Below are 13,137 nucleotides of genomic sequence, written 5' to 3'. Positions count from 1 at the left end.
GCTAATGCGAGGAGTGTACAAGAAGGGCTTGGCGGACGCAGGTTTGCGCGGGGGCAAATGGTTTTATGCAGGGGGGCATTGTCGGGGGGCATTTACAGGCATTACGCGGCCCTTTGTTGGGGCGGCCTTTTGTTGCCAAAGGGCCGCTCCCACATGGTCTGCGTCAACCTGCCAGGTCTGCGGCGCTATGGCGCTCCGGCACCTGGCTGTCTTCATCTCCCCAGGTACGGTTCACCCGTGTACCGCGCTGCACCGCAGGGCGCAGGGCAATTTCCTCGGCCCAGCGCTGTACGTTCGGGTACTCGTCAACCGCCAGGAACTGCGCGGCGTCATACAGGTTGCCGCGTACCAGCTGGCCATACCAAGGCCACACGGCAATATCGGCAATACTGTATTCCTCGCCGCCCAGATAACGGCTTTCGGCCAAGCGACGATCAAGTACGTCCAGCTGACGTTTGGCCTCCATGGTGAAGCGGTTGATGGCGTACTCGAACTTTTCCGGTGCATACACGTAGAAGTGGCCAAAGCCACCGCCCAGGTAAGGCGCCGCACCCATCTGCCAGAACAACCAGTTCAGGCTTTCGGTGCGCGCAGCCGGCGATTCTGGCAGCAAAGCACCGAACTTTTCTGCCAGGTACAGCAGGATCGAACCTGATTCGAACACCCGCACCGGCGGCTCCACGCTACGGTCGAGCAGGGCAGGAATCTTCGAGTTGGGGTTGACCTGGACGAAGCCACTGGAAAACTGATCACCCTCGCCGATGCGGATCAGCCAGGCATCGTATTCGGCACCGGCGTGGCCCAGGGCAAGCAGCTCTTCAAGGGCAATGGTGACCTTGACGCCATTGGGCGTGGCCAGGGAATACAGCTGCAGCGGGTGCTCGCCCAGCGGCAGGTCCTTGTCGTGAGTCGGGCCGGCTACCGGGCGGTTGATGCTGGCGAACTGGCCGCCGGAGGCTGCGTCGTTGCGCCAGACTTTGGGTGGCACGTAGGCAGGCTTGCTCATGCATGAATCTCCTTCAATGGCGCGAAAACGGTCACGTAAACACGTGGACCTGCATCTATGCCACGGGTTCGACACAATGCGCAAATGCACAGGGTGCAGAACCGGCTCAATGTTCAGCTGTGACGAGCGCGCCGCGCCAGCAGCAACGTTAGGCCGACCCCGACCAAGGCGAGCAGGGCAGCCACGCAGAAGATCGAGGCATACCCCAGGTGTACAGCGACGGCCCCCATCACCGGGCCGGCAATGGCCAAGGCCATGTCGAAGAACACTGCATAGGCGCCCAGCCCTGCGCCGCGGCTGCTGCTGGGGACTTGCCTGATCGCCTCCACGCCCAATGCCGGGTACACCAGCGACAGCCCGAAACCGGTCAGCCCGGCGCCAACCAGCGCCCAGGGCGGCGAGGGCGCCAGCCACAGAAGGCTCAGGCCGAGCACTTCGGTGGCCATGCAGGCGACCGCCACGTTGTAGCCGCCAAAGCGGTTGACCGCGTTGACGAACAGCAGCCGCGAGATGATGAAGCACACGCCAAATGCACTCAGGCACCAGGCCGCGCCGGCCCAGCCGCGCTCGAGGTAATACAAGGTGACGAAGGTGGTCAGGGTGCCGTAACCGATCGAGGCCAGGGTCAAACCCAGGCCGCACGGGGCAACCCGGCCGAACGCCGACCAGAAGGGCAGGCGCTCGCCGCGTACCACGACCACGTCGGGGCGCTTGCGAAGCACCAGCAGGGCAACGGTCGCCAGCACCAGCAAAGCCGGCCCCAGCACACTGAAGTCCAGCCCGTCCACGGCCAGGACGCCCATTGGCGCTCCGATGGCGATCGCGCCATAGGAGGCGATACCGTTCCACGAGATCACCCTGGCAGTGTGCTCGGGGCCGACCTGGCTGATGCCCCAGCTCAAGGTGGCCACGCCGATCAGCCCTTGGGCGACGCCCAGCAGCAAACGTCCACCGAGCAGCAGTGCCAGGCTCAGCAGCGGTAAGGTGAGGGTCCAGGCTGACAGCAACGTCAACACCCCACAACCGGCAATCCCAAGCAGGCCAAAGCGGATGGCCTGTTTCCCTCCCAAGGTGTCCGCCACCCTCCCTGCAAACGGGCGGCTCAGCAGCGTGGCCAGGTACTGCAGGCCAATCGTTGCACCGGCGATTACTGCGCCAAAGCCGAGTTGGTCGTGCACATAGCCGGGCAGTACCGCAATCGGCAGGCCGATGCAGAGGAAGGCAATGAAGGTATAGAAAACGATCGACAGGATCTGCAGGGTGATGTGCAGCGTGTTGCTGGCGGGGGCAGGTTGTTGCGCGGTCATGGGCTCTTTCGCGGGCGGGCGGTTGGGCGTGGACCCATCATGGCCGTTGCGCGAAGGAAAAGAAAGCAGGCTAACGAATTATTCGTCGGGTCGTGGCAGTCGGTGGGAGGGGGGGCTTCGCGGGCGAGCCCGCGAAGAAGCCTGGCCACACAAGGTGGCCAAACCTTGGCCTTCAATCAGACCAGCACACCCTGGCTACGCAGGTAGTCATCGTAGGTACCGCTGAAGTCCACCACACCATCGGCCGACAGCTCGATGATGCGCGTGGCCAGCGACGACACGAACTCGCGGTCGTGGCTGACGAACAGCAGGGTACCCGGGTAGTTTTCCAGCGCCAGGTTCAGCGCTTCGATCGATTCCATGTCCAGGTGGTTGGTCGGCTCGTCCATCACCAGCACGTTCGGCTTCTGCAGGATCAGCTTGCCGAACAGCATGCGACCTTGCTCACCACCGGAAATCACCTTCACCGACTTGAGGATCTCGTCGTTGGAGAACAGCATGCGCCCCAGGGTGCCGCGGATCACTTGCTCGCCAGAGGTCCACTGGCCCATCCAGTCGAACAGGCTCATGTCGTCTTCGAAGTCGTGGGCGTGGTCCTGGGCGTAGTAGCCCACTTCGGCGCTGTCGGTCCACTTTACCGAGCCGGCATCCGGGGTCATCTCGCCGACCAGGGTGCGCAGCAGGGTGGTCTTGCCGATACCGTTGGGGCCGATGATCGCAACGCGCTCGCCCGCTTCGACGGTGATGTCGAAGTTCTTGAACAGCACCTTGTCGTCGAAGGCTTTGGCCATTTTCTCGACGACCACGGCCTGGCGGTGCAGTTTTTTCGTCTGTTCGAAGCGAATGAACGGGCTGACGCGGCTGGACGGCTTGACCTCGGCCAGCTGGATCTTGTCGATCTGCTTGGCACGTGAAGTGGCCTGCTTGGCTTTGGAGGCGTTGGCCGAGAAGCGGCTGACAAAGGTCTGCAGCTCGGCGATCTGGGCTTTCTTCTTGGCGTTGTCCGACAGCAGTTGCTCACGCGACTGGGTGGCTGCGGTCATGTACTCGTCATAGTTGCCCGGGAACAGGCGCAGCTCACCGTAATCCAGGTCAGCCATGTGGGTGCAGACGCTGTTGAGGAAGTGCCGGTCGTGGGAAATGATGATCATGGTGCTGTTACGCGCCGTGAGGATCGTTTCCAGCCAGCGGATGGTGTTGATGTCCAGGTGGTTGGTCGGTTCGTCGAGCAGCAGCACGTCCGGGTCCGAGAACAGCGCCTGGGCCAGCAGGACACGCAGCTTCCAGCCTGGTGCCACTTCGCTCATCGGGCCGAAGTGCTGGTCCAGTGGAATACCCAGGCCCAGCAGCAGTTCACCGGCACGGGACTCGGCGGTGTAGCCGTCCATTTCGGCGAATTCGGTTTCCAGCTCGGCGACGGCCATGCCGTCTTCTTCGGTCATTTCCGGCAGCGAGTAGATACGGTCACGCTCGGCTTTGACTTTCCACAGCTGCCCGTGGCCCATGATCACCGTGTCGATCACGGTGAATTCCTCGTAGGCGAACTGGTCCTGGCGCAGCTTGCCCAGGCGGGTATTCGGCTCGAGCATGACCTGGCCCGCGGACGGCTCCAGATCGCCGCCGAGGATTTTCATGAAGGTCGACTTGCCGCAACCATTGGCGCCGATCAGGCCGTAGCGGTTGCCATTGTTGAATTTGACGGAAACGTTTTCGAACAGCGGCTTGGAGCCGAACTGCATGGTGATGTTAGCGGTGGAGATCAAGGAGCTTACCTATCAATAACTTACGTGGCTTCTTCGCAGCTACGGACCAATTTGGAGCTTATCCAGCTCCTGCCAGTCGTTAGACGAGTTAATCCAGCGCGCATAAGTCGATAAGAGCATCTGCACGCCATGCCCGAGCTGTTGGGCGATAAATGCGGGGTTGAGACCAGACATTGAGCATATTGTCGCATAGGTGTGGCGGCAGTTATACGGGGGCGGCACCTGATGCCCAAACCTTTCAGGATTGGCCGCCACTGGTGGTGCAGGTCCGACGTCTGCTTGACGTGCTCCCCATTCTTACCGGGCAGCAAGACGAACGGCGATTCCCGTGCAGCGTGGTAGTGCGCCTCTGCGTGAGCCTGCGGATAGCCTATCCCTAAGAACTGGACACCCAGCGCCAAACGACCGCGCGCGTGATTTCGTTCACCGACCGCCCTTGTAACAGGGGCGGAGGCAGCTCGCGCACAGCACAGTACAGTGCTTTAGTCGTCGTAGTGGTAGCGGCATTGCAGAACGGTGAGCATACCGGCCTCGAAGAAGTAGACCAGACGGTGCTCACGGGTGATGCGGCGGGACCACAAGCCAGATAAATCGCCTTTCAGCGGCTCAGGCTTGCCAATACCCGTGAAGGGGGTGCGCAGACACACGTCAATCAGGCGGTTGACGTTGCCAAGTATGGTGAGGTCAGCACTCTGCCAGTGACAGTAATCCTCCCAGCCCTCTTTGGTGAACTTCACGCTTACCTTGTCGCGGGCTTCATCCTTGTTCCGCTGCTTCTGGTTCTTGCTCATTGAGGTCCAGTTCCTTCGTCAAGGCCTGGCCGTCCCGGAGCTGAGCGATGGATGAGCGCAAGCGCGAAGCGTTTTTGGACGATCCCAACAGGTGAATGGTCTCGTTCATCCCGTTGTAGTCCTCCAGGGACATCATCACTACGGGTTCGCCACGCTGTCGCGTGATTACGGCGGGCTCATGGTCCCGGCAAACATCATCCATTGTCTGCTTCAGTTCGGCGCGAGCCTGGCTAAAAGTCAGTACGTGCATTTGTCCATCCTCCGGGCTCTGCCCGGGTAAGGGTTGCTCTTTGGACCGCCACAGGCGACGCCCAAAGTTCTAAGAAAGTGAAGCCAGTCGGCCCGCACAGCGGCTCCGTAGTGACTCACAGTGTTCTCTCATCTGGGTCAGAATCAGAATCGTCATTCCAGTAGCCACAGGCCACAGGTGTCCAGATGGATCCAGCCGTCGCTGGCAACCGCAGCCATTGTACCTAACGTTGTACAAGGCAGTAAACCGGTAGAAGCAACAGGAGCTTTTAAGATGATCTGCAATGGGTGCGGAAAGGAACACGCCAGCGATGACATTGAGCTTGTTTTCCGCCGAACGATTCTTTGTCCGGGCAACGCTACCTCTTCCCGTATTGCAGCGTGATGAGCCCTATAGCGTGGGGGTATGGGTCGAACTCATGCAACCAGATTTTGAACGTATCTACGAGCAGTGGGATGACCCCCCATCAGTCCTCTGAACCACCGTTTTCCGTGTCCCTTGCCAACGCCATACCGACTTTTGGTGACACCAACGGCCTTCATGCTCAATTGCGGCTGACAGGGCCGACTACCAGGCCCCAGGCAGTCTCTCTGCGGCGATCCGCGTGCAGAACTACGCGTGGCGCATGCAAAGACGCTACATGCAATTGGAGGCTTTCGAGGCGGTCAGGGATAATACTCAAGCCAAGCTGTCGGCCGTAATCCCCCAAACGGCGAACTCAGTGGCCAGCGCCATGATGAGTTACATCACTTGAGGAGTGATCCACTGCCGACTTGTGGCGGACGCCCAGAGCATGAGTGCGCTTGCAGTTGACTGCGTCGCCCATTGCCGTAGAATCGCGCGCCCAAAATTCAGCAGGCATGGCGAGAGGGAGCTTGAATGCAGCGGGTGATGATCATTGGTCAGCCAGGGGCTGGGAAAAGTACCCTGGCGCGCAAGCTCGGTGAACGTACAGGCTTGCCGGTCGTGCATATCGACACGATTCATTGGCAGCCAGGGTGGGTCGAGCGGAGCCGGGACGAGAAGACGCGTCTTTGTCATGAGGTCGAGGCCCGTGAGCGCTGGATCTTCGAAGGCGGGCATTCGACCACATGGAACAACCGGCTGGCCCGCGCTGACATGTTGATATGGATTGATCGCTCGGCTCCGCTTCGATTCTGGCGCGTGCTCCTCAGAACGGTGTTGAACCGCGGTCGATCCCGGCCTGACTTGCCGGACAACTGTCCGGAGTTGCTGGCCAACCTGCCGGAGTTTTTCAGGTTCATGTGGCGGACGAAAACCTCGTCTCGGGAGGCGATAAAGCGATTCGTGGCGACGGCCCCGTCGGGCTGTCGCGTGGTCTGCCTACGAACCAATCGGGATACCGATGTTTTTCTCGCGAGTATGGGCACGCAGCCTGATCAGGTTGTGCAAGGTCATTAGATGCCAGATCGCGCTTGAGTGGCGGCAGGCGCCTGCCGTGTAGGCGCATCCGGACATTTTCACTTGCCCAAGGAGGCCCCCATGGCGCTGACCAGCAAGATCACGGCTTACGATTCCGCATGGCCGCAACGGTATGAGGCGGTCAAAGTGCTGCTCGCCTCGGTATTCGGCGATGAGCTTCTCGCCATTCACCATGTAGGCAGCACGGCTGTACCGCAACTTGCCGCCAAGCCTGAGATCGATGTGCTGGTTGAGGTTTCAGAGCATCGCAATGAGGCAGCGCGAGACGAGGTGTTGCTGACGCTGGGCTATGTACGCGGCAGTGACCTGTCGGAAGGGCACCACTTTTACCGCCGCAATGTTGGCGGGCTGCGGACCCACAAGATTCACATTTGCAGCCGTGGTCACCACTCAGTCATCCAGATGCTGACGTTCAGAGATCTGCTCAGGAACGACGCCTCCCTTCGGAAGCGATATCAAGACCTCAAGATTGAACTGGAAGCCACCAATATCGGCGGTATGGCTGAGTATCTGGAGAAAAAGGGGCCGTTCATTGTCGCGGCGTTGCTTGAGGTCGCTAATAGACGAAGGTGATGGTGCGCTCTGGGTCGGTAGCGGCCCAAATCCGCACTAGAGATCGTCAATGTCGGTGAATTTTAATCTGAAGCCCTTCATCCTTATGTGGCGCTCGAAAGTAGCTAGTGATCAGATCGAACTCCGCGTCAGTCGCCGCGAACTCATGCTCACCACGGTGGTTGCGAAGATGCAACCTGTCTCGACAGGTGTCATCGTCCACCTCGATGTAGTGGACGCAATGTGAAACCTCGGCTGCGTCAGCCAGGTTGCGCAGCCATAGTCGATCTTGAGGAGTATTTGCAGGAAAATCCAAAACGACAGTCACTCCAGCCCGAAGGATATCGATGACGAGCGGGCCCAGCACCTGCCGAATCTGGTGCGCAAGACGCACATAGTCGTTTACTGACTTGATCTGTTCAGGGTATAGCCGTGAGAGCCAATGATCCTCACTCAGCAGAACCGTCGATCCTTCAACTGCCAAGCTTTTGGCTAGCGTTGACTTACCGGATGCAATTTTTCCTGAGATGAGATGCAGCGCTGGTTTGGGCATAGAGACGTCTCCTTGTCGAACCCCGATGATGCTCATTGAAAAGCACCGAAGCAATCACCGAGCATTCAAACGTTCGCTATGGGTCGGTTAGCGCCTCTGGATTGGGTTGACCATCCTTGTCTTACCTCACATGGAGGACAAGCCATGAACGCCATTACGACCAGCAGCCATCAGCCTTGGAACAAAGGAAAATTGGTCGGGCAGAAAGCTCCGCTCCGACTGAAAGATATCTGGGCCATTCGGGTAAGGCTCCAAATCGCGGAGGAAACTCGTGATTTAGCCCTTTTCGATCTGGCCATCGATAGCAAGCTACGAGCCTGCGATCTGACCAAGCTTCGCGTACGCGACGTTGCTCATGGGGAGCACGTGTCATCGCGGGCGATAGTGATGCAGCAGAAAACCCAACGTCCCGTACAGTTTGAAATTACAGAGCAAACGCGGCTGGCCCTACAGGCATGGATACATCAAGCCCAACTCCACAGCGAGGATTGTCTTTTCCCAAGCCGGCTACACGCCTCAGTGCATCTCTCCACCCGGCAGTACGCCCGAATCGTCAAAGCGTGGATAAAGTCTATTGGGCTAGATCCTGCTATGTACGGCACCCACACGATGAGACGTACAAAGGCATCGCTGATCTATCGCAGGACAAAGAACCTGAGAGCAGTTCAGCTCCTGCTCGGCCATACAAAGCTTGAAAGCACGGTGCGATACCTGGGCATTGAAGTCGATGACGCATTGGAGATGGCAGAGCAGACGGAGGTCTGACAGCGTCCAGCGACGGTCGAGGAATGACCGTCGCGATTCGACCCAAAGCGGTCTTGAACTGGCAGCACGCGATCTAGTGGACACTTGGGTGAGCGCGCAGCACAGTATGCGGGAGCGAGCAGCAGGCGAAGGGCAAATGGCTAAGAACCGAGACGATTTCACAGAGGGCACCAGGCGTAAGATCGGACAGCGCGCTGGATGGCTATGCAGTTTTCCAGGCTGTCGCGTTTCTACCGAAGGTGCGACCTCGGACGAGAGCGGGCGCATGAGCGTGGGCACCGCTTCTCACATCTGCGCCGCTGCGCCCGGTGGACCACGCTACGACGAAAAGATGACGATGGACGAACGTCGCTCGGTGACCAATGGGATTTGGATGTGCCGAAATCACGGCACTGCTATTGACTCGCCAGATTCGAAGTTCACTACCGAGTTGTTGCGCACTTGGAAGAAAGATGCCGAGACAGAATCAAGAAAGCGTGTTTTAGAGGGCACTGCACGGCCTGTATCTGAAGAATTCCAAGATGCTGGAGATCTTCGTGTCGCAGCAGCTGCTGATATTGAAATATTTCGCCGAACCGCGCGATGGCCAGCCACGTCGATTGAGCTCGCTTTGACCATTGAGGGTGTCAACGAATCCATTACAACAAAGTCACTGGCAAGAGCCGTTGTATCACTTGATGATCTCGTGCTTGTGGCACCTCCCGGTATGGGAAAGACGACAGTGCTGCTTCAAGTAGCCGAGGGGCTGCTTGCAGAACCAACAGGAATTCCGATGTTTGTCCCGCTTGCGGACTGGGCAACGGAGAATATGGAATTATTGGCATCCATCCTACGTCGGCCATCCTTCCGAGGGATATCAGAAGACATTTTTCGTGCGGCAGCAGCAAAACCTGGTGTAGTGCTGCTGCTGGATGGCTGGAATGAGCTTGACACTGCAGCGCGTCAACGCGCCCGTGTCCAGTTGAACTCATTGAAGGCCGAGCTGCCCGATCTCGGCATCATTATCTCGACACGCCGACAGTCACTTGATGTTCCCATCGAAGCGCTGCGCATCGATCTCTTGCCTCTCAGCTACAGCCAGCAGGAAGAAATAGCACGTGAGATGTATGGCGAGCCGGGAGTTCGCATTGTGGATGAGGCCTGGCGCACGCCAGGAATTCGCGAGCTAGTCTCCATCCCCCTTTACTTGACAGTGCTCTTGTCACTTCCGCGCGGCTCAGCCTTCCCGACAACGAAGGAAGAACTTCTACGCCGCTTCGTGGAAGCGCATGAAGCTATACCGGAGCACGCGGAAGCATTGCGCGCAGCTTTGGCAGGCCTGCACGACCGCTACCTGTGTGATCTGGCTGTGCGATCAACTAGCGCGTTTGCGGTTGCACTCTCGGAGGTAGAGGCCCGCCGGTCAATCAGCGACACCGGAAGGGTGTTGATGGACGAAGGGCAGGTGACGACGTTACCTCAACCGTACGATGCTCTTGAAGCTCTGATTAGCAATCATGTTCTGCTGCGGCTAGGGGACACCCCCGGCTACTCGTTCCAACATCAGCAATTTCAAGAGTGGTATGCGTCGCACATGGTCCAAGATCGCATGCGGTTGGCCTCTGAGGATCCGGTCGAATTGAAGACTTTGCAGACGCAAATATTTGACAAGCCTGCTTGGGAAGAGGCAACACTGTTCGCGGTCGAGCGGCTCGCGCGTAGTACCGACGAATTGCAAAAGGCGGTTTGTGCACGATCAGTACTGGCGGCTCTGGAAGTTGATCCATTGCTCGCAGCCGAAATGATTTATCGGTCGTCGGATGAAATTTGGGCATTGGTCGCGGATGACGTACAGCGCTTCGTGAGGGCATGGCATGTGCCCGGCACGGTTGATCGCGCACTCAGGTTCATGCTCACGTCCGGCAGACCGGAGTTCCTCGCTGTAATCTGGCCGCTTGTGACTCACGAGGGTGAGCAAAATAGCCTGCGTGCACTGCGTAACTGCCGACAACTTCGGCGGGCGGTGTTTGGAGGGGACGCTGCGAGTACCATCGCCGCGCTACCAGACAGCCCACGGGAGGTTCTACTGCATGAAATGGCTATGCACGGTGATGTAGAGGGACTCGGTCTCGCAACAGACCTCGCAAAGATGGATCCCCATACTGACGTACAGTTGTCTGTGGTTAGTGCGCTGTCGTTTCGAAGAGCTGATTTTCATATAGCCGAGATCCTTCGGGCTGTCTCAGATGCCACATTGGATCAGATCGTTAGGCGACAGACTCTGGATGTTGAGGAAGTCGCAGATTTTCAGTGTCGCGAACGTCTTGCACAGGCGCAGCATCGCTCAATTGAGGCGGAAACGGATTACGAGAAGCTGCATCGAATTGCGCGTACACCACGCGATGAGTCGCTGGAGCATGAGTTGTACAGAATTCTGTCAACTGTGGAATTTGAGCGCGGGGACCGAAACGTCAGCTCGCTTGCTGAGACGTTGCGCACACATTATCCCTTCGTTGTAGCGAAAGCCCTCGTAGTCCGGGTGCTTGAAGGACGGTCGCTATTTCACCACGCTGCAGAAATCGTCTCTGCTGGAAGGATCGTTGAGGATGATAACTCGCTGCTGAAGATCGCACAGGAGGACTTAGGCCAGTACAGTCAGCGTGCCTCCATCGCTGCTTCGGTGCTTGGTCCTCGCTCGTCAGCCGTGTTGCTTGACATGCTGTTCGAACTTGAACCAAGTCGTAAGGTGAACGGCGCGTGGGACCCAGAGGTGAATAAGCTATTTCATGGCCTTGAAGGAAGACTAGCGCTCGCACCTGCCGAAAGTATTCTTGAGGCTGTACAGGCGCGGTCTGCGTCAGCGTCGGTTTCGCAGATGGCGCTGATGGCCGAGTTGTTGATCCGATGTCGCGGAGAGCAATCGAGTCACGATCGACCTTTCAGTAACACAGTAAAAAGCAGTGTCGCCGGTCTTATGGAGGAGTGGGCATACCGAATGCTGGCGTCCAGCGATGCGACGAGGATGCAGACGGTGAGTCTCGTGAAACTTGCCGCCTGTGCACCATCTGGCCAACTCTTGCCAGTCCTTCAGGCACTGCTCGATGACAATCTTCAGCGCCTTCGAGCCTTCCGCGAGCAGGCAGAAGCGGAGAGGTGGCGGCCTGGGAATGCACTGGATGAAGCGCGCACGCCTCATACCCATGAATATGCGCGTGCTTTTCGAGCGCTAAAGCTTCCGGAAACTAGGTACATCCTGTACGGCTATCTAGACGATTTAAATTTTGGCGAAGAAGCCACAAGTGTACTTGTCGAGCATTGGCGGCTCACTAACGAACCTCAGCCGGTTGAAAATCGCCTATTTGGCAGGCTCGATTTTTCAGATGTTCCTGCGCGACGGGCAACGCGCATCGGCGATCCCGAAGAAACTTGCGAGGAGGCCGACACCATATTCGCGGTGGTTCAAAGGTTGCTCGAAGGAGATAGCGATGATCAGCATCGGCTTGCCGTTGCGCTTGGCACACGAGCTGCGCGCCTTCCTCACGGTAGGTGGCGCAGCGTGGTTAAACAACTGCTTGGGCTGGCCCTACCGCGTGCTCGTTGCTCGTTGCTCGTGAATCTCTGCCTCTCAGGCGAGATTCTCTCACTTGATGAAGTCACACGCGGCATCTCCGACACACTGAATGATGCCAAGTTGCGCACATGGATCCTCTCTCAAAGCAATGGGTATGAACTCAAGCAATGGTTGCAGCTCTTACCGTTTACGGACAAAGCACTCGATGGGTTCGATTTGCTCACAACATTACCTAATTCGTTCCACCACCCTAACATGCTCGAGGATGTTGTGTTTGCATGCGGGAGTCTGGCCGACGATGAGGGCGGCTGTTGCCTGTTCAGGCTAGCAGTGTTGTTTCCTGCCTTTTACGGTGATTACAGTTGGCTCCGTACAATCTTCCGATTGGCTACGGGTTCTCTAGATATCGCGCATCAACTGATAGATCTTGCTGTGCATGGGGTTTTCGAGCAGAAGGGGCTCGATCACTGGTTCATCGCCCGCGAAATCGCTGGATTGCTAGAAGTACATGCCGACGTCCGGGACCATACATATGCACTGCTCGCAGATGGTCCCACAACGCCGGGGTTGGTGCTCCTTGCGACAGCGATATCCGAAGCGCCCGATATGCCAGGACTTTTGCTGCTTGTGCGGGCAGAGATTTCGACGGGCCGCAATTTCGCCGGCTACCGCGCGGTCGAATATGTTGCAACTGAGCGTGTCCCCTCACGCGATTGGTCAGGGGTTTTCGAAATCTTGCCCGCACCTGTCGCGGAGCTGAGGCGAGATCTCTTGGCGATGTGCACGGACGGTGGTCCGTCCGACGTGGCTGCACGATACCTGCGAGAAATTGATGAAATCAGAGACATACACGGGCTGCCTGAAGACGAACCGCGTCACCCAAATTTCGCCTCTGGTGTTAGCTGGCCGTTTCTAAACGCGCGCGAATCGGCTGAGTGAATTACCGACGCTTCGCCGACAACTTGAGCCTAAATACGTGTTCTCGATACCGAATTCGAGTCAAGTGACCGCTGCGGAAACTAAGCGCGACTGACCGCTTCTGGCCGAAAGCAGCCGATGGCGGATGTCCGCAATGGGTCGAAAGCAGCCGTTCGCGAATGACCGATTTGGAACTATTGGTTCCACCCCGGCCACCTGATAGCGCTGCTGGCTAATCG

11 protein-coding genes and 2 pseudogenes are annotated in these 13,137 nt (G+C 58.1%); 6 read left to right on the top strand and 7 right to left on the bottom strand.

Features of this window, described 5'->3' with window-relative positions; all coding sequences use genetic code 11:
- Nucleotides 1–163: 163 nt before the first annotated feature.
- The 6 genes and pseudogenes from yghU to ACYCCG_RS09345 form a co-directional block, all read right to left on the bottom strand.
- Nucleotides 164–1,006 carry a glutathione-dependent disulfide-bond oxidoreductase gene (gene yghU / locus ACYCCG_RS09370; RefSeq protein WP_176684600.1) on the bottom strand — a complete coding sequence of 281 codons (843 nt, stop codon included), beginning with the start codon at nucleotides 1,004–1,006 and terminating at the stop codon, nucleotides 164–166.
- A gap of 113 nt (nucleotides 1,007–1,119) precedes the next feature.
- Nucleotides 1,120–2,313, bottom strand: coding sequence for an MFS transporter (locus ACYCCG_RS09365; protein WP_459670128.1), 1,194 nt, complete (start codon nucleotides 2,311–2,313; stop codon nucleotides 1,120–1,122).
- A 176-nt stretch (nucleotides 2,314–2,489) separates the two neighbouring features.
- Nucleotides 2,490–4,076, bottom strand: a complete 1,587-nt coding sequence (locus ACYCCG_RS09360; RefSeq protein ID WP_003248141.1) for an ABC-F family ATPase — start codon at nucleotides 4,074–4,076, stop codon at nucleotides 2,490–2,492.
- Nucleotides 4,077–4,115: 39 nt separating this feature from the next.
- Nucleotides 4,116–4,402, bottom strand: a pseudogene (locus ACYCCG_RS09355) (site-specific integrase); the annotation flags it as partial.
- A 156-nt stretch (nucleotides 4,403–4,558) separates the two neighbouring features.
- A complete protein-coding gene (locus ACYCCG_RS09350) occupies nucleotides 4,559–4,867 on the bottom strand; it encodes a Txe/YoeB family addiction module toxin (RefSeq protein WP_209966368.1) in 309 nt (102 codons plus the stop codon).
- Nucleotides 4,833–5,117, bottom strand: a complete 285-nt coding sequence (locus tag ACYCCG_RS09345) for a type II toxin-antitoxin system Phd/YefM family antitoxin (protein ID WP_070096705.1) — start codon at nucleotides 5,115–5,117, stop codon at nucleotides 4,833–4,835. The genes ACYCCG_RS09350 and ACYCCG_RS09345 overlap by 35 nt, the downstream gene beginning before the upstream one ends.
- Nucleotides 5,118–5,400: 283 nt before the next feature.
- Here ACYCCG_RS09345 and ACYCCG_RS09340 point away from each other — a divergent pair, with 283 nt between their 5' ends.
- The 4 genes and pseudogenes from ACYCCG_RS09340 (at nucleotide 5,401) to ACYCCG_RS09325 (ending at nucleotide 7,133) form a co-directional block, all read left to right on the top strand.
- The gene (locus tag ACYCCG_RS09340; protein ID WP_422630958.1) at nucleotides 5,401–5,595 is read left to right on the top strand and encodes a DUF2199 domain-containing protein; all 195 of its coding nucleotides are present in this window, start codon (nucleotides 5,401–5,403) and stop codon (nucleotides 5,593–5,595) included.
- A gap of 129 nt (nucleotides 5,596–5,724) precedes the next feature.
- Nucleotides 5,725–5,871, top strand: a pseudogene (locus tag ACYCCG_RS09335) (IS256 family transposase); the annotation flags it as partial.
- Between the two features lie 125 nt (nucleotides 5,872–5,996).
- Nucleotides 5,997–6,539, top strand: coding sequence for an AAA family ATPase (locus ACYCCG_RS09330; protein ID WP_028697204.1), 543 nt, complete (start codon nucleotides 5,997–5,999; stop codon nucleotides 6,537–6,539).
- Between the two features lie 81 nt (nucleotides 6,540–6,620).
- The gene (locus ACYCCG_RS09325; RefSeq protein ID WP_209966360.1) at nucleotides 6,621–7,133 is read left to right on the top strand and encodes a GrpB family protein; all 513 of its coding nucleotides are present in this window, start codon (nucleotides 6,621–6,623) and stop codon (nucleotides 7,131–7,133) included.
- 46 nt (nucleotides 7,134–7,179) lie between these two features.
- Here ACYCCG_RS09325 and ACYCCG_RS09320 read toward each other — a convergent pair whose 3' ends face one another.
- The gene (locus ACYCCG_RS09320; RefSeq protein WP_209966358.1) at nucleotides 7,180–7,665 is read right to left on the bottom strand and encodes a P-loop nucleotide/nucleoside kinase family protein; all 486 of its coding nucleotides are present in this window, start codon (nucleotides 7,663–7,665) and stop codon (nucleotides 7,180–7,182) included.
- Between the two features lie 144 nt (nucleotides 7,666–7,809).
- On the opposite strand from ACYCCG_RS09320, the gene ACYCCG_RS09315 reads away from it, so the two are divergent.
- Together ACYCCG_RS09315 and ACYCCG_RS09310 are read left to right on the top strand one after the other, a co-directional pair.
- Nucleotides 7,810–8,430 (top strand): tyrosine-type recombinase/integrase, encoded by a 621-nt coding sequence (locus ACYCCG_RS09315; protein WP_209966920.1) that lies wholly within the window; start codon nucleotides 7,810–7,812, stop codon nucleotides 8,428–8,430.
- A gap of 265 nt (nucleotides 8,431–8,695) precedes the next feature.
- Nucleotides 8,696–12,919 (top strand): NACHT domain-containing protein, encoded by a 4,224-nt coding sequence (locus ACYCCG_RS09310; protein WP_459670123.1) that lies wholly within the window; start codon nucleotides 8,696–8,698, stop codon nucleotides 12,917–12,919.
- Nucleotides 12,920–13,137 lie beyond the last annotated feature (218 nt).

Source organism: Pseudomonas sp. VEM90 (assembly GCF_054611535.1).
This window is presented reverse-complemented; position numbering and strand designations above follow the sequence as displayed.

Bases quoted from the DNA above. Each gene is read 5' to 3' on its own strand.
- yghU (WP_176684600.1), bottom strand. From the start codon at position 1,006: ATGAGCAAGCCTGCCTACGTGCCACCCAAAGTCTGGCGCAACGACGCA.
- ACYCCG_RS09365 (WP_459670128.1), bottom strand. From the start codon at position 2,313: ATGACCGCGCAACAACCTGCCCCCGCCAGCAACACGCTGCACATCACC.
- ACYCCG_RS09350 (WP_209966368.1), bottom strand. From the start codon at position 4,867: ATGAGCAAGAACCAGAAGCAGCGGAACAAGGATGAAGCCCGCGACAAG.
- ACYCCG_RS09345 (WP_070096705.1), bottom strand. From the start codon at position 5,117: ATGCACGTACTGACTTTTAGCCAGGCTCGCGCCGAACTGAAGCAGACA.
- ACYCCG_RS09340 (WP_422630958.1), top strand. From the start codon at position 5,401: ATGGGTGCGGAAAGGAACACGCCAGCGATGACATTGAGCTTGTTTTCC.
- ACYCCG_RS09330 (WP_028697204.1), top strand. From the start codon at position 5,997: ATGCAGCGGGTGATGATCATTGGTCAGCCAGGGGCTGGGAAAAGTACC.
- ACYCCG_RS09325 (WP_209966360.1), top strand. From the start codon at position 6,621: ATGGCGCTGACCAGCAAGATCACGGCTTACGATTCCGCATGGCCGCAA.
- ACYCCG_RS09320 (WP_209966358.1), bottom strand. From the start codon at position 7,665: ATGCCCAAACCAGCGCTGCATCTCATCTCAGGAAAAATTGCATCCGGT.
- ACYCCG_RS09315 (WP_209966920.1), top strand. From the start codon at position 7,810: ATGAACGCCATTACGACCAGCAGCCATCAGCCTTGGAACAAAGGAAAA.
- ACYCCG_RS09310 (WP_459670123.1), top strand. From the start codon at position 8,696: ATGAGCGTGGGCACCGCTTCTCACATCTGCGCCGCTGCGCCCGGTGGA.